The organism is Flavobacterium sp. LS1P28, assembly GCF_003970335.1.
Classification (GTDB): Bacteria; Bacteroidota; Bacteroidia; order Flavobacteriales; family Flavobacteriaceae; genus Flavobacterium.
The window spans coordinates 93,766-110,837 of the sequence record NZ_RYDI01000012.1 but is presented as its reverse complement, the minus strand read 5'-3'; the positions used below and the strand labels follow the sequence as shown (position 1 = coordinate 110,837).

Here is a 17,072-nt window from a genome sequence, read left to right as displayed (position 1 = left end):
GTCTGAAAAGACTGGGGTTCTTTTGTTTATAGATACCACGTGTTCGCCCTGCGGGCTCGGTTCGTCGCCTTTCTTTGTTAATGTCCATTTCTATTATTATGGTGCAGTTTTTTTAACGAGATTTTTTTAATTAAATTAGTTTTTTAATAGTTTGAGAATTTTATTGACTTGTTTTCATGCTACTAGGATTGTAATGGTTATGTTACCGTTAAATTTATCTGTAGATTTTCCATAGTTAAGTTTTTTCGAAATCAAAAATGTACTTTTGTAACATTAAAATTTTTATTATGAAAAAAATATTTTTGTTTTGTGTCTTTATTCTTATGTCAAATTTGCAAGCGCAACAAAGACCCAAATTAGTAGTTGGTATCGTTGTGGATCAAATGAAAATGGAATATTTATATCGTTTTTCGGATGATTTTTCATCAAATGGATTTAAAAGATTAATGGATAAGGGGTACACTTTTCATAACATGCATTATAATTTTGTACCCACCTATACTGCCCCTGGTCATGCCAGTATTTTTACTGGAGCTACACCATCTACTCATGGCATTGTAGGGAATGATTGGTTTAATAAAGCGACAGGAAAGGATTTGTATTGCACTGACGATGCCTCTGTGAAAACAGTTGGGGATGGTTTAGAAAATGAGGGGGCTATGTCTCCAAAAAACCTTTTAAGCACTACTATCACTGATGAATTAAGAATGGCAACAAATTTTGAAGGCAAAGTAATCGGGTTGAGTATCAAAGATCGTGGTGCCATTTTACCAGCAGGTCACTTTGCCAATTGGGCTTTTTGGTACAGTAAAACAGGAGCCTTTATTTCAAGTACTTTTTATGGTTTAGCATTACCGGATTGGGTTACAGAATTCAATGAAGAAAAACGATATATGAATTATATCAATAGAGGCTGGGATTTATTTAAGCCGGTTGCTACTTATAATGAAAGTCTTGCAGATGATAATCCATATGAAGGAAAATTGGATAAAACTAAAAGACCTGTTTTTCCTTATGATTTGAAAGAAATTTATAAAGAAAAAGGGGCTGATATTTTACGTTCTACTCCTTTTGGCAATGATATTTTAGCTGACTTGGCGATGAAAGCTATAGAAAATGAATCCCTCGGAAAAGATGATATAACAGATTTTTTGACTGTTAGTTTCTCTTCTACTGATTATGTTGGTCACACTTTTGGGCCTCGTTCTATGGAGTTGCAAGATACTTATTTACGTTTAGATGAGACTATTGCTCAGTTTTTAACCTACTTAGATAAAACGGTTGGAAAAGATAATTATTTGCTTTTTTTGACTGCTGATCATGCAGGCGCCGAAAATCCAAATTATTTAAAAGATAATAAATACAATGTAAAAAATATACCTTCTAAAGATATTGTTGCAGCATTGAAAAAGTTTTCTAACGAAAGTTTCGGTGCTGATTTAGTTTTGGATTATTCTAATTTTAATCTGTTTTTTAATACAGAAATTATTAAGAATAAAGGATTGGATATGAATGTTGTAAAACAAAGTTTTAAGACGTTTTTGATGACACAGGAGCAAGTTAAAAGAGTGTATACTGAGGAAGAAATTTTAGCTTCTTCCGGAGATGATTATTTTTTGAGTTTTATTTCTAAGGGATATGATCCGAGACAAAATGGTGAAATTGTGGTGTTAGATAAGGCGGGTTACATGCAGTATCAAGCTACCGGAACTACGCACGGAACACTTAATAGCTATGATACTCATGTACCGTTGCTTTTTTATGGTTGGAAAGTTCCTAAAGGGGAGTTGCATGCTAAAAAGTATATTACGCAAATTGCTCCTACACTTTCACAAATGCTAAAAATTCCTTTTCCAAATGGTACGGAGTCTGAAGTGTTAGACACACTTTTAGATGACGATAAATAAACCTAAGTCGAGTTTAATAATAAAACGCCCGTCTTTACGATAAAGACGGGCGTTTTTTATTTTACAGGATTTTCAGAGTCTTGTTTATGCTAAAATTTATTTTGTGCATTGCCTTCAAAAGGATTTAGTACAGTTGCGCCAATTGCAAATAAAGAACCATTCTTGAAAAATTTCCGTCTATTCATTGTTTCTTTTTTTTGTAAGAATTCCAAATGTAAAGAAACTACTTCACGCAGTATGTTAAGGATTGATTATTTTTTTGGAATGAAACAGGTTTCAAATTGCTATGGGTTAATAATAAAAAAATCCCATTTGCATGGACAAATGGGATTCCTGTTTTAGACTGTCGCTGCTATGGGTAACGGAATCTGGTTTTTAAGTAAATCTTCAAAACTCTCGCGGGCACGGATTAAATGGCCTTCCCCATTTAGCCATAAAACCTCTGCTGGCTTGTATCTGGAGTTGTAATTTGATGCCATTGAGAAGCAGTAGGCTCCGGCGTTTCTAAAACATAAAATATCCCCTTCTTTGATTTCTGAAATCCTTCTGTTGTTTGCAAAAGTATCCGTTTCACAAATGTATCCTACTACGGAGTAAAAACGTTCTTTTCCTTTGGGGTTAGAGATGTTTTCGATATGATGTTGCGATCCGTACAACATTGGTCTGATAAGGTGATTAAAACCACTGTCTATTCCAGCAAAAACAGTCGAAGTGGTTTGTTTTACTACATTAACTTTAGCTAAAAAGAAGCCAGCCTCGCTAACTAAAAATTTGCCGGGCTCAAATATCAAGGTTAATTCTTTTCCATATTCAGTACAAAACGCATTGAATCTTTTGGATAGTTTTTTGCCTAATTCTTCGATGTCCGTTTCGATATCGTCTTTTTTATATGGCACTTTAAATCCACTTCCAAAGTCTAGGAATTCAAGATTTTTGAAGTTTTTAGCCGCATCAAATAATATTTCGGCAGCATATAAAAAGACTTCGATGTCTAAAATATCAGAACCAGTGTGCATGTGAATGCCTACAATATTCATTTTGGTGTTTTCTACAATACGAACAAGGTGTGGCAATTGATGAATCGAGATTCCAAATTTACTATCGATATGTCCTACAGAAATATTCGTATTTCCACCAGCCATTACGTGTGGATTGATTCGAATGCAAACAGGTACGTTAGGATGTTTAGTCCCAAATTGTTCTAATATTGATAAATTATCAATATTTATTTGAACTCCCATCGCGTTTACTTCTTCAATTTCTTCGAGAGAAACTCCGTTTGGAGTATAAAATATTTTTTCGGGTGCATAACCGGCATGAAGGCCTAATAGTACTTCTTGAATAGAAACGGTATCTAGACCAGCTCCCATATCCTTTAATAATTGGAGTATTGCAACATTTGACAATGCTTTCATGGCATAATTGATGCGTAACGTATCTACTTTAGAAAAAGCTTTAGTTAATCTATTGTATTGAGATTGTATTTTTTCGGCATCATAAACGTATATTGGACTGCCAAATTGTTCTGCTAATTGTAGTAAGTCTTTTGATTGCATGGTTATTAATTTTCAGCAAATTTATTACTCTTTATTTAGTCCTACAAGCTAATAACTGAATTCTAACAAATTATAACAAAAAGTTATAATTTGAACATCTATTGTTGATTTAAAAAAAAATAACCCTTGACAAATTTTTCTGTCAAGGGTTACAAAATGGTAGCAAGAATTATAAGTTGGGTAAATCACCATTTCCTTTGGTAGGTAAATTGGTATACCCCATCAAGTATTTATCAACTTCTCTGGCTGCCTCTCGACCTTCAGATATTGCCCATACAATTAAAGATTGTCCTCTTCGCATGTCACCTGCAGTAAATATATGAGGAACATTCGTTTGATAATTTGTTGCTTTATAATTGCTTCTCATATCAGTTTCTAATCCTAATTGATCACTTAATGTTTTTTCAGGACCCGTAAATCCCAGTGCCAATAAAGCTAAATCACATGGCCAAATTTTTTCTGAACCTTCTTTTTCTATCAATTCAGGTCTTTGTCCCGGTGTCATTTTCCAAGCCACTTCAACGGTTTTTAAACCTACAAGTTGGCCGCTTTCATTAGAAATGAATTCTTTGGTATTGATCAACCAGTTTCTATTACACCCTTCTTCATGTGAAGAGGACGTTTTTAATTGCAATGGCCAAAACGGCCAAGGGGTAGTTTCACTTCTTCCAACGGGTGGTTTAGGTAAAATCTCAAAATTAGTCACTGATTTAGCTCCGTGTCTGTTTGATGTTCCCACACAATCAGAACCAGTATCTCCGCCACCTATAACGATCACATCCTTACCGGTAGCCATTATTTGACCTGGAATTACTTCACCATATAGTGATTTAGTTTGTTGTGTCAAGAAAGTCATTGCCTGCACCACTCCTTGACTTTCTATTCCTTTGGTAGGTAAACTTCTTCTTTCTGTGGCGCCACCGCATAATACGATTGAATCAAAAGCATTCAATTCTTCAACACTATAGTTTACGCCAACATTTATATTCGTTTTAAAAGTGATTCCTTCAGCTTCTAAAACAGTAACACGTCTGTCGATAATTCCTTTTTCTAATTTGAAATTTGGAATTCCGTAACGTAGTAATCCACCAATGGCGTTGTCTCTTTCAAAAACGGTAACGGTGTGTCCTGCACGATTTAACTGTTGTGCTGCTGCTAATCCAGCAGGACCGGAGCCAATAACGGCGACTGTTTTTCCTGTTCTAACTTCTGGAGGTTGTGGTTTGATCCAACCTTCAGCAAAACCTCTTTCGATAATATTTTTTTCAATATTTTCAATTGCTACTGGCTCACTTATAATTCCTAAAACACATGACTTTTCACATGGAGCGGGGCATAAACGACCCGTAAATTCAGGAAAATTATTGGTTGATTGTAATATTTTCAAGGCACTTTCCCATTCTTCCTGATGCACCATATCGTTAAAATCAGGAATTAAATTTCCCAACGGACAGGCGCTGTGACAAAATGGAATCCCACAATCCATACACCTGGATCCTTGTTCTTTAATTTTATCTTTTTCTAACTGAATTGTAAACTCATTGTAATTTGATACACGCTCTTTAACTAGTATAGTGCTTTCATCCGTTCTAGTATATTCTTTAAATCCTCCTATCTTTCCCATAACTATAGTGCTAGTAGTTCTTCAATTTGTTTTTCTTCGGCTAATCTTTCTAATGCTTTTTTGTAATCAGTAGGCATCACTTTGACAAAATGGTTGCGTTGGTTTTCCCAATCTTCAAGGATTCTTTTTGCTAAAGGACTATTGGTGTACATAGAATGATTTTTTATCAAATGTTTTAATTTGGTAAAATCTTCTGCAACCAATGTTTCAAATGCGACCATTTCCATATTGCATAAGGTAGCATCGAATTTTTTATTTGGATCAAAAACATACGCAATACCACCGCTCATTCCAGCTGCAAAATTTCGTCCTGTTTTTCCTAATACGATTACAGTTCCTCCAGTCATGTATTCACAACCATGATCTCCAATTCCTTCCACAACAGCTGTTGCTCCAGAATTTCTCACGCAAAAACGTTCTCCAGCCATTCCGTTGATATAGGCTTCGCCGGTGATTGCTCCATAGAGCGCCACGTTACCAATGATAATATTCTCCTCTGGCTTGAATGTGGCAGCGGGTGGGACTTTGATAATTAGTTTTGCACCAGAAAGTCCTTTTCCTAAATAATCATTACAGTTTCCATGTATTTTAAAGGACAAGCCATTAGTTGCAAAAGCACCAAAACTTTGACCTGCTGAACCTGTGAAATCTACCAATATGGTATCATCTGGTAATCCTTGTGCACCATATATTTTTGAAATTTCATTACTCAATATAGCGCCAACGGAACGATCTGTATTTTTAATATCAAATGTAACTCTCGTTTTCTCTTTCCTGTAAATGGATGGAATAGCGGCTTTTATGATGTCAAAGTCAAGCACGTGTTCTAGTGCGTGATCTTGTGTTGTAGTATTGTGGTTTGGAACCTCTTTTGCTTTTTCAGGTTTGTACAAAATAGCCGATAAATCTAATCCGCTGGCTTTATAATGCTTGATGGCTTTATTGACATTTAATTTTTGAGATTGACCCACCATTTCCTTTAAGGTTCTGTATCCAAGTTGCGCCATGATTTCTCTTAACTCCTCAGCAATAAAATACATAAAGTTAATAATATGTTCCGGTGTTCCTTTGAAATTTTTTCTCAGTTCTGGATCTTGTGTCGCAATACCTACGGGGCAGGTGTTCAAGTGACAGGCTCTCATCATAATACAACCGGATGCGACTAAAGGAGCAGTCGCAAATCCAAATTCTTCAGCTCCAAGTAAAGCTGCAATAGCTACATCACGTCCTGTTTTCAATTGTCCGTCACATTCTAATACGACACGGCTTCTTAAATCATTCAAGATTAAGGTCTGTTGTGCTTCGGCAAGGCCAAGTTCCCATGGAATACCGGTGTGTTGTAGTGAAGTTAATGGTGCAGCTCCAGTTCCTCCATCGTATCCTGAAATCAAAATCACATCGGCTTTTGCTTTGGCAACACCGGCAGCGATCGTTCCAACGCCCACTTCTGAAACTAATTTTACATTAATTCTGGCTTCACGATTGGCATTTTTCAGATCAAAAATTAATTGGGATAAATCTTCAATAGAATAAATATCGTGGTGTGGCGGCGGTGAAATTAATCCAACATAAGGCGTAGAATTTCGTACTTCGGCAATCCAAGGCACTACTTTTTCGCCGGGTAATTGACCACCCTCTCCGGGCTTTGCCCCTTGAGCCATTTTTATTTGAATCTCTTTGGCATTCGTCAAATAGTTGATAGACACTCCAAATCTTCCGGAGGCAACTTGCTTGATAGCACTATTTCTAGAATCTCCATTTAAGTCTTTTTGGAATCGTTTTGGATCTTCTCCACCTTCTCCAGAGTTGCTTTTTCCACCAATTCTATTCATAGCAATTGCTAGATTTTCATGGGCTTCCTGACTGATTGAACCATAGGACATGGCTCCAGTTTTGAATTTTTTTACAATTTCGGTCCAAGGTTCGACTTCATCAATTGAAATAGGATCCAGATTATTGAACTCAAACAAACCTCTAATTGTCATTAGATTTTCACTTTGGTCATTAACCATATCAGAGTATTCCTTATAACTTTCAGGACTATTTAAACGTACCGCTTGTTGTAATTTAGAAATCGTTGTTGGATTAAACATGTGTTTTTCTCCTGATCTTCTCCATCTGTAAATTCCGCCAATTTCCAGAGGCAGTAAATTACTCACTTTCGAATTTGGAAAAGCTTTCTGGTATCTTTTTTTGATTTCTTTTTCGATTTCCATTAGACCAATTCCTTCAATTCTGGAAGGAGTGTAGGGAAAATATTTAGAAGTGAATGTTTTATTTAATCCCAAAATTTCAAATATCTGTGCTGCTCTGTACGAATGTAGCGTAGAGATACCAATTTTATTCATGATTTTCAGGATCCCTTTTGCAATCGCCTTATTGTAATTTTTAATGGCGTAATCTGCTTTAATACCAGTAATGAAACCTTCATTTACCTGGTTGTGAATAATTTCATTCACCATATAAGGATTGATTGCACTGGCACCATAACCAAATAATAAGGCAAAATGATGCGGCTCTCGTGGTTCTGCAGATTCAATGATGATTCCAAACTTAGAACGAGATTTCAGGATGTTCATCGAATGATGAATATAGGAACAAGCCAATAGCATTGGGATTGGAGCCATTTTTTCGCTTACTCCTCTATCCGAAATGATTACAATATTACACCCTTCAGAAACGGCTTTGAAAGTAGCTTGAACTGCTCTTTCTAAAGCGCGTTCTAAACCATTTACTCCTTTTTCGATGTCGTATAAAGTTGTAATTGTTACTGATTTGAAATCAGCATGATCAATATTTTTTACTTTATCTAAATCCTCATTTGAGATTACTGGATTTTGAATTTTTAGTTTCTTACAATGTTTTGGAACAATGTCAAATATGTTATAATCTCCCCCAATAGCCAGGCTAATATCAGTAATGATTTCTTCGCGAATACCATCTAATGGTGGATTGGTAACCTGAGCAAATAACTGTTTGAAATAGTTGTACAAAAGCTGTGGCTGATCTGACAAAACCGCTAAAGGAGTATCATTTCCCATAGAACTTAATGCCTCTGCCCCTTGGATTCCCATAGGATTTATGATGGTCTTTAAGTCTTCTAGTGTATATCCAAAGAGTCTTTGTCTGGTCTCAAAATCAATATTTTCTACAGGAATTTGATTATGAGTATACGGTATTTGAGATAATTGTACTAAATTTTCATCCAGCCATTGCTGATAAGGACGTTTTGTGACAATTGCATTTTTGATCTCGTCATCTTCTATAATCCGGCCTTCATTCATGTCCACGAGAAACATTTTTCCGGGTTCTAAACGACCATGTTGCACTACATCTTCGGGTTTAATATCAAGAACACCAATTTCTGAAGACATAATTACGAAACCACTTTTAGTCAATGTATAACGAGATGGACGCAATCCATTTCTATCTAACAAAGCACCAATAACATTACCATCAGTAAAAGGAATAGAGGCTGGGCCATCCCAAGGTTCCATGATGCAAGCATTGTATTCGTAAAAAGCTTTTTTATCGGCGGACATCGTCTGGTGTTTTTCCCACGCCTCAGGGACAACCATCATCATAGCTTCCGGCAAGGAGCGGCCCGTCATCAATAACAGTTCAATTACCATATCCATTGAAGCAGAATCTGATTTTCCTTCTAAAATGATTGGAAATAATTTTTTGATATCGTCACCAAAAACATCACTCTTCATCAATTCCTCACGAGCACGCATGCGACTAATATTACCACGTAGTGTATTGATCTCACCATTGTGGCACATGTAACGGAACGGTTGCGCTAATTCCCAAGATGGGAATGTGTTGGTAGAAAAACGTTGATGAACCAAAGCTAATCGGGTTACCAAATCGTCATCTAATAAATCCGTATAATACCTACTGATGTCTTCCGGCATCAATAATCCTTTATAGATGATTGTGGTGGTGGAACAACTGGAAAAATAGAACATGTGGCTTTCTGAAATCCTTGAATTTTGGATCGCATGTTCTGCAATTTTTCTCGCTGCAAATAATTTAGCATTAAATTGTTGTTCCGTTAGGTCTAAGCCTTTTTTACCCACAAACACTTGTTTCACGGTTGGTTCTTTCTCACCGGCAATTCGTCCTAAATTAGTGGCATCAACCGGTACGTCTCTCCATCCTAATATTTCTAAATTTTGATCGCGTATCGAAGTTTCGAAAGTCGTTTTACAAAAAACAACTTGGTTTTTACTTTTGGGCATAAAGACCATTCCTACGGCATATTGTTTTGTCTCGGGGATTTCAAAATCACAAACTTTCTTAAAAAAATCATGAGGGATATCAAATAATATTCCCGCTCCATCTCCCGTTCTGCCATCTGAACTCACCGCACCCCGATGTTCTAATTTGATTAGAATATCCAATGCTTTGTGTATAATATCATTTGATTTGATTCCATTTAGATTACAAATGAATCCTGCTCCGCAATTGTCGTGTTCAAATTCGGGCAAATAAAGGCCTTGTTCTTTAACTTTCATGCTTAATATTTTTTATACAAAATTAAAGATTTAGTAACATATAATAGGTGTAAAAGTTAAAAACGGCTTGTTTTTACAGTTATAGTAGAAAAAGGTTAAATAAAACATAATAATAGGATTTTAACGCATTCGATTTGATTTTTCTACAACGAGAAAACCAAATAGAAGCCGATGGATTGATAGTTTTGAAAGAAATATTTTACTGATCATTTTGCTTTTGAATTTATAACAAATTTGGAGTTAATCTTTATATTTTTTTATTTTGAAAGGAGTTGTAGTTTCGTTTGGACTATTGAAATTTAGACACCATTTAAATCAAAAAAAAAATAACAGTTACGTTTAATTTTGCTATTTTTGTGGCACTTTTATTCTGGAATAAATTCAGAATCCAGACAAATTCTATATTATGAACATACACGAATATCAAGGAAAAGAGATTTTAGCTAGTTACGGGGTTCGCATTCAACGCGGAATCGTTGCTAATAGTCCAGTAGAAGCGGTTGCTGCTGCTAAACAATTAACTACCGAAACTGGTACAAGTTGGTATGTTGTAAAAGCCCAAGTTCATGCAGGTGGACGCGGAAAAGGTGGTGGAGTTAAACTAGCAAAAAACTTACAACAAGTAGAAGAAATTGCAGAACAAATCATCGGAATGCAATTAGTTACACCACAAACTTCTGCGGAAGGTAAGAAAGTACATAAAGTTTTAATCGCTGAAGATGTTTATTATCCTGGTGAAAGTGAAACTTCTGAGTTTTATGTTTCTGTTTTATTGAATAGAGCTACAGGTCGTAACATGATTATGTATTCTACTGAAGGTGGAATGGATATTGAAGAAGTTGCGGAGCACACCCCACATTTAATTTTTACCGAAGAAGTGGATCCTTCTGTTGGACTGCAAGGTTTTCAAACCAGAAGAATTGCTTTTAACTTAGGTCTTTCTGGAAATGCTTTCAAAGAAATGGTTAAATTCATCGATTCTTTGTACAATGCGTACATAGGTTCTGATGCGTCGATGTTTGAAATCAATCCGGTTTTGAAAACATCTGACAATAAAATTATGGCTGTAGATGCTAAAGTAAATATCGATGATAATGCTTTATACAGACAAAAGAAATATGCTGATATGCGTGACGTTCGTGAGGAAAACCCAATCGAAGTGGAAGCAAAAGAAGTAGGTTTGAACTATGTAGATCTTGACGGTACAGTAGGATGTATGGTGAACGGAGCTGGTTTAGCGATGGCAACTATGGATTTAATTAAATATGCTGGTTTTGAACCTGCTAATTTCCTTGACGTAGGTGGAACTGCTGATGCAAAACGTGTTGAAACTGCTTTCCGTATTATCTTAAAAGATCCAAATGTAAAAGCTATTTTGATTAATATTTTTGGTGGAATCGTTCGTTGTGACCGTGTGGCGCAAGGAGTTGTTGATGCATACAAAAATATGGGAGATGCCATTAAAGTGCCTATCATTGTTCGTTTACAAGGTACCAATGCAGCTATTGCAAAAGAATTAATTGATAATTCAGGAATGCCAATTTTATCTGCTGTTGAATTTCAAGAAGCTGCAGATCAAGTAAAAGCTGCACTTTCTTAATTAGAAAATTGTTATATATTGAAAAATCCTGTTTGCTGCGGCAAACAGGATTTTTTTTGGATTAATTTTTAATTATTTTGACCGAACAAATCATAATAATAATCGAAAGTGCAAAGTTTTCTGGCTTATAACAATTATCTTTGTTTTTAATGTTTTTTAGTATTATGAAACTCCACATAAAAAATAATTTCACTTCTGAATTGCCGGCTGACCCCATTGAAATCAATACACCAAGACAGGTTCAGCAATCGGCATATTCGTATGTGTTGCCCAAAAAACCATCCAACCCATCACTAATTCATGCTTCTAATGAAGTGGCTCATGCCATTGGCATTTCTGATGAAGACCTACTTTCAGCTGATTTTTTGCACATTTTTTCAGGAAGCACCATTTATCCGGAAACAAATCCTTTTGCCTTGTGTTATGCCGGACATCAATTTGGGAATTGGGCCGGACAATTGGGAGATGGTCGCGCCATCAATCTCACCGAAGTTATTCGTGAAAATAAGATATATACTTTACAACTAAAAGGAGCAGGTCCAACTCCATATTCCAGAACTGCAGATGGTTTTGCGGTATTGCGTTCTTCCATACGGGAACATTTATGCGCTGAAGCCATGCATTATTTAGGTGTTCCCACAACACGTTCGCTATCGCTTATGCTTTCAGGCGATCAGGTATTGCGCGATGTAATGTATAATGGAAATCCTGCCTATGAAAAAGGCGCTATCGTTTGCAGAGTGGCTCCGTCATTTATCCGTTTTGGTAGTTTCGAAATGTTTGCTTCTCGAGAAGATCATGTTAATCTCAAATTACTGGCTGATTTTACGATCAAACATCATTTTCCTCACATTCAAGGGGAAGGTATCGAAAAATATCTCGCCTTTTTTCAGGAAGTAACCCGAACTACACTTAAAATGATTGTACACTGGCAACGCGTTGGTTTCGTTCATGGCGTTATGAATACTGATAATATGTCTATTCACGGGATCACGATTGATTATGGGCCTTACGGTTGGTTGGAAGATTATAATTCCGGCTGGACACCTAATACAACGGACAGTCAACATAAAAGATACCGTTTTGGCAATCAACCTGAAATTGCACTCTGGAATTTGTATCAATTGGCGAATGCGTTGTATCCTTTAATTCATGAGGCCAAACCACTTGAAACTATTTTGGACGCTTTTAGTACGGAATACGAAAAGGAGTATTTGGATATGATGCGAAATAAACTCGGTTTCCAAATTAAAAAAGAATCCGATATTGTTTTGATTCAGAGTTTGACCCAATTGCTGGAACGGGTAGAAACAGATATGACGATTTTCTTTAGAAATCTGAGTGATGTTACTAAAGCTGATCTTGCAATTACCGCTTTCGGTTCAATAAAAGACGCTTTTTACAATGAAAAGGATTTAAATGAAACGGTCTTGAAAGATTGGTACGATTGGTTGGAGAAATACAGCATTCGAATCAATGAAGAAATACTTTTGGATACAGAAAGAAAAAATCAAATGAATGCCGTGAACCCAAAATATGTATTGCGGAATTATATGGCACAATTGTGTATTGATGACGCGGATAAAGGAGATTATTCGTTGCTAAACGAATTATTCGAAATGCTTAAAAAGCCGTATGATGAACAACCAAATTTTCAAAAGTGGTTTGCCAAAAGACCCGATTGGGCCAGAGATAAAGTGGGGTGTTCTATGTTAAGCTGTAGTTCTTAAAAATGGTTTAAAAAATATTAAATTAGGTATGTCCTGTAGTTGCCAAACTACATCTTTTAAATAAAATTAAATATATTGGTATTCACAAAGCACAGTCATTTAATGTTTTTTTTAAAATCTATTTAACACCAATTACCTCTTGACCTCTTATTAAAATATTATTTTTATTTTCTAAATTTTCTTTGGTTTTTCCCAAAATGTTTATAATGTCAAATTTGGTGTCACTTTTTCTTAGATTGTAATGTGCTTCTGTATTGGTGACTTCAACCTCCAAAATATAGTTTCGGTCTACTTTGAAAGTATCAGTATTGTCTTTTATTAATGTTCCGTTTACCATATAAATGACATCATTACTTTTGATTTTTGTGAATTCAGATTTAATTTGGTCTAAACCTATAAAATCATATTTCTTGGGGTTTTTAGAAGCAATATAAAGTTGGCCATGATACAAAACAGCATTTATTGTAGTGTCTTTTTTGATTACATTCACAGATTCAATTTCATTTGGGTCAAAATATTCCATCATATTTACAGGCATTAAAATTGAATCAAAAAACATAGCTGTAAGGGCTATAAAATAAAACATACATAAGTAAGTAATATAAAAAAGGTCGAAAAACTCAATAAAATCAATACTTAACGATAAAAAAGGTCTAAAACACTCCAAAATTAAAAGGTGCATTTATCTACCGTTTACTACCATTGGACTACCATCGCTAGTATCATTTTTAAACGCTTTAAACGCCTTACTACTATTAACCCGGCCAAATATAGCTAAAACCCCCATTTTATTACTAAATGGGGGTTATTTTTTGCCGTTTAAATACTATTTAAACGCTTTAAAAGGATTGTTTAAACACTTTGTAAATGGACTCAATGAATAAATGTAAAAAAATCTAATTATTACTTTGCAGTTACAGTTGGGGTTACAGTTGGGGTTACAAATATTAGTAAATGTTAGTATATATAAGTAATCTTAAAACATAAAAACATTTAAAAAGTAACTAAAAAAGCGTTTAAGTGTGTACTTAATGCCTTAACTTTTTAGTGTACAGAAACAAAAAAAGCCCTATTTACAAGGGCTTACAAGGTTTTAGCCTGTGAAATCAGTTGAAAAAAATAATTAACTCATGGAATTGATCCTTATTGATGCTTTTATTAGTGCTAAGGCTTTTATGTTTTTAAGATGAACATCCTTTGCCTGATGATGGCTATTTTGCGAAACTATTTTTATAAAATCATCGCCTTTATCAGATTTGTGAATCCACTTTACCGTTACAAATTCCTCACCGTCCATATTGATTGATAATAGATACATTTCACCAAAGAAAATATTATCTATAGAGTTGTTGAGCTCTTTGTACATTACGATATCGCCACTCTTTAATAACGGATACATACTGTCGCCTGTGACATAAATTGCACCATCGCATTTTGGAAGATTTGGTATTGAAATAAAATCTACTGGTTTTGTTTTGCCGTTTTTATTCCTGAATAACTCTACCATTCCGGCTGTCGCCTCAATGTCATATAAAGGTACTCTTTGATCCTTTATTGATCTATCAGTTTTCAATTTATAGATCGTGCTAGGCTCGCCTATTTTAGATTTAGCCGGGTCTACGTAATCTGATAATAAATAATCGAAACTTATTTCGAATATCTCTCTAAGTTTTACCACGAATTCGAGTTTTGGCATCGTTTCCTTACGGTAATTACGAATATTAGCCTCACTTGTACCCATAACTTTAGCAAAGGCGGAATTGTTGCCTGCGTAGTGCTCGTTAGCTATGTCGTCAATTTTCTTATTTATAGAACTCATTTATAAAGCATTATAAAATACTTTCGAAAAAACTTTCGAATATATTTTTTTATTTCGAAACTTGTTTCGATATTTGTTCAGAATTTAAAACAAAGCTAACGAAAAAATGGAGCACTTTACAAAAGCACAAAGAAAAAAAATAAATAAGTCAGCTCTAGCGGTTAAACACGACTGTACTGCCACTTATATAACTCTTGTTTTAAAAGGCGAACGTGAGGATAAATCAGATTTAGCAAAAGCTATTCTATTGGACGCAAAAAATATGTTGGAAATTTTTGAACCTAACCAAGAATCATAATGTTTGAATACTATCAAAATAATATCCTTTGTGTACAAGCCTCTTGGATTGTAGAAAGCGGAATAATTAGCGAGCCTAATTATAAGCAACTATGTTCAAGAGGCCACCTCAAAAAAATGACGACAGGCGGTAATGGCCGTAAAGCACTAATACAATTTGACACCATGAGATCAGATATAAAAAATAAAGTAATTGAACTAGCCGGAGATCCTTACGCAAAGGTGACGACTATCACATTTACTGATTATATCCTTGACGATCAAAAAGCGTATGAATTTTTTAGAAACTATACGCTTGACAGCGGCGAGGCACTCCCAGAGAAAAACATTAAAGAGTATTGCTGTAACGCTTCAATCGCAAATGCAATCAATACTATCGTTAATTCAAAATTAGCACAACGAAAAGCATTAGCAGGTTCTAAAGTGAATGTTTGGGAACGCATTGCAGAGGTAGTTTCAGAATTGCCAAAACATACTTATCCGCACTCACTTCCAAGAAACCAAAGAATACTTAGAGACAAGGTTAAACAGTACTTAAACGATGGTTACGGGGTTTTTATACACAAAGCCTTTGGTTCTAAAAATGCGGAGAAAATTAACGATGATGCCAAGTCATTTGTTTTGGCTCGTTGGTGTGACCGTGTAAAACGTGTAGCAAATTATAACCAACTTTTGAAAGAATACAATACCGAAGCGGAAGAGCAAGAATGGAAAATGATTAAGTCAGAGCAATCGCTTATTAACTTCCTAACAGATCCTAAGATTGAGCCATTATGGTACGGGTACCGTTTTGGAGAATTGAAATTCAAAGAAAAGTTTACCATGTCATTCAAAACGGCTTTGCCATCCATGAGAGATTCACTTTGGTATTCAGATGGTACCAAAATAAATCTTTACTATCAGGATGCAAGCGGTAAAATGAAAACTATAAATGTGTACGAGGTTATGGATGCGTACAGCGAAGTATTCTTAGGATATCACATTTCAGAAAAGGAAGATTACGAGGCAGGTTACCAAGCTTTCAAAATGGCAATTCAAGTTTCAGAACACAGGCCTTACCAAATATCACTGGATAACGGTGCCGGTAACAAGAAGCTTCACTCAGGTGGTTTCTTTGATAAAATTAGCCATTTAGCCATTAAAACACAGCCTTATAATGGTAAATCGAAAACGATTGAGAGCGCATTCGGAAGATTCCAAACTCAGTTTCTAGCACAATTACCAAACTATTCTGGGCAAAATATCACATCGAAAAAAGTTTCGAGCCATGCTAACATGGAGTTTGTTCTTGCGAATACTGAAATGTTACCAACGTTTGCCCAACTAAAAGCACAATACGAGCAAAAGCGTACCGAATGGAATCAGGCACCGCACCCAAAAACAGGCTTACCACGTATTGAAATGTATTTTGACAGTGAAAACCCGGACTGCCCAAAAGTAACGCCGTTTCAAATGGTTGACTTCTTTTGGATTGAGAGAAACCTACCAATACAGTGCCACTCTAGCGGGATTAGCTTCAAAGAAAAAACAGTTCAATATGAATATGTAGTCTACCAAGAAAATTCAAGAGCCATAGACCAGGAATGGCATATTGAAAATGTGAGCCAAAAGTTTCACATCAAGTTTGACCCGGACGATATGAGTTTGATCTATCTCTATAAGAAAACGCCACTAGGATTAAAATTTGTGAGAGCTGCCGAAACGAAAGTAGAAATACACAGAGGACAGCAAGAGCAAGAAGATTGGGAGGCTCAATATTACAGAGACCAAATCGAAGCCACTAAGAAAATACGAATTGCAACGGAGGAAAAAGCGGAAGCGAACCTACAAAAACACAACATGACTGCCGAAAGTTACGGATTCAAAAACCCAAAACTAAAAGGTGTCAACTCCAAGAGAGTTAAAAAAGAAAAAACCGACATCGCTCAGTATCAAAAGAAATTAAGCGAAGCGGTTCTCACAGAGGATGATCAAGAGTTTGATTATACTCAATTAATGTAAAAACGGGTTGCAGCCCGA

10 protein-coding genes are annotated in these 17,072 nt (G+C 35.6%); 5 read left to right on the top strand and 5 right to left on the bottom strand.

Going from position 1 to position 17,072, the window contains the following annotated elements:
• Window positions 1–287 precede the first annotated feature (287 nt).
• Complete coding sequence (gene pafA, locus EKL97_RS10695; protein ID WP_126460157.1) at window positions 288–1,907, top strand: alkaline phosphatase PafA; 1,620 nt, start codon at window positions 288–290, stop codon at window positions 1,905–1,907.
• 338 nt (window positions 1,908–2,245) lie between these two features.
• Here the strand turns inward: pafA and lysA are convergent, their stop codons facing one another.
• From lysA to gltB, 3 genes are all read right to left on the bottom strand, one after another.
• The gene (gene lysA / locus EKL97_RS10690; RefSeq protein WP_126460160.1) at window positions 2,246–3,463 is read right to left on the bottom strand and encodes a diaminopimelate decarboxylase; all 1,218 of its coding nucleotides are present in this window, start codon (window positions 3,461–3,463) and stop codon (window positions 2,246–2,248) included.
• A gap of 169 nt (window positions 3,464–3,632) precedes the next feature.
• Complete coding sequence (locus EKL97_RS10685) at window positions 3,633–5,087, bottom strand: glutamate synthase subunit beta (protein WP_126460164.1); 1,455 nt, start codon at window positions 5,085–5,087, stop codon at window positions 3,633–3,635.
• A 2-nt stretch (window positions 5,088–5,089) separates the two neighbouring features.
• A complete protein-coding gene (gene gltB, locus EKL97_RS10680; protein WP_126568844.1) occupies window positions 5,090–9,607 on the bottom strand; it encodes a glutamate synthase large subunit in 4,518 nt (1,505 codons plus the stop codon).
• Between the two features lie 406 nt (window positions 9,608–10,013).
• On the opposite strand from gltB, the gene sucC reads away from it, so the two are divergent.
• The gene (sucC, locus tag EKL97_RS10675) at window positions 10,014–11,207 is read left to right on the top strand and encodes an ADP-forming succinate--CoA ligase subunit beta (RefSeq protein ID WP_126568843.1); all 1,194 of its coding nucleotides are present in this window, start codon (window positions 10,014–10,016) and stop codon (window positions 11,205–11,207) included.
• Between the two features lie 161 nt (window positions 11,208–11,368).
• Window positions 11,369–12,937, top strand: a complete 1,569-nt coding sequence (locus tag EKL97_RS10670; RefSeq protein ID WP_199742838.1) for a protein adenylyltransferase SelO — start codon at window positions 11,369–11,371, stop codon at window positions 12,935–12,937.
• 118 nt (window positions 12,938–13,055) lie between these two features.
• Here EKL97_RS10670 and EKL97_RS10665 read toward each other — a convergent pair whose 3' ends face one another.
• Both EKL97_RS10665 and EKL97_RS10660 read right to left on the bottom strand, forming a co-directional pair.
• Window positions 13,056–13,523, bottom strand: coding sequence for a hypothetical protein (locus EKL97_RS10665; protein WP_158614929.1), 468 nt, complete (start codon window positions 13,521–13,523; stop codon window positions 13,056–13,058).
• Between the two features lie 537 nt (window positions 13,524–14,060).
• Window positions 14,061–14,756 carry a helix-turn-helix transcriptional regulator gene (locus tag EKL97_RS10660; RefSeq protein ID WP_126568840.1) on the bottom strand — a complete coding sequence of 232 codons (696 nt, stop codon included), beginning with the start codon at window positions 14,754–14,756 and terminating at the stop codon, window positions 14,061–14,063.
• A gap of 106 nt (window positions 14,757–14,862) precedes the next feature.
• Between EKL97_RS10660 and EKL97_RS10655 the strand changes: the two genes are divergently transcribed.
• Together EKL97_RS10655 and EKL97_RS10650 are read left to right on the top strand one after the other, a co-directional pair.
• Complete coding sequence (locus EKL97_RS10655; RefSeq protein ID WP_126568839.1) at window positions 14,863–15,054, top strand: hypothetical protein; 192 nt, start codon at window positions 14,863–14,865, stop codon at window positions 15,052–15,054.
• Entirely contained in the window at window positions 15,054–17,054 is a 2,001-nt protein-coding gene (locus EKL97_RS10650; RefSeq protein ID WP_126568838.1) for a kinase, read from the top strand. Before EKL97_RS10655 ends, EKL97_RS10650 begins: the two co-directional genes overlap by 1 nt.
• Window positions 17,055–17,072 lie beyond the last annotated feature (18 nt).

What these genes read in the sequence shown, in the direction of transcription:
- pafA (WP_126460157.1), top strand. Translation starts at nt 288, where the DNA reads ATGAAAAAAATATTTTTGTTTTGTGTCTTTATTCTTATGTCAAATTTG.
- lysA (WP_126460160.1), bottom strand. Translation starts at nt 3,463, where the DNA reads ATGCAATCAAAAGACTTACTACAATTAGCAGAACAATTTGGCAGTCCA.
- EKL97_RS10685 (WP_126460164.1), bottom strand. Translation starts at nt 5,087, where the DNA reads ATGGGAAAGATAGGAGGATTTAAAGAATATACTAGAACGGATGAAAGC.
- gltB (WP_126568844.1), bottom strand. Translation starts at nt 9,607, where the DNA reads ATGAAAGTTAAAGAACAAGGCCTTTATTTGCCCGAATTTGAACACGAC.
- sucC (WP_126568843.1), top strand. Translation starts at nt 10,014, where the DNA reads ATGAACATACACGAATATCAAGGAAAAGAGATTTTAGCTAGTTACGGG.
- EKL97_RS10665 (WP_158614929.1), bottom strand. Translation starts at nt 13,523, where the DNA reads ATGTTTTATTTTATAGCCCTTACAGCTATGTTTTTTGATTCAATTTTA.
- EKL97_RS10660 (WP_126568840.1), bottom strand. Translation starts at nt 14,756, where the DNA reads ATGAGTTCTATAAATAAGAAAATTGACGACATAGCTAACGAGCACTAC.
- EKL97_RS10655 (WP_126568839.1), top strand. Translation starts at nt 14,863, where the DNA reads ATGGAGCACTTTACAAAAGCACAAAGAAAAAAAATAAATAAGTCAGCT.
- EKL97_RS10650 (WP_126568838.1), top strand. Translation starts at nt 15,054, where the DNA reads ATGTTTGAATACTATCAAAATAATATCCTTTGTGTACAAGCCTCTTGG.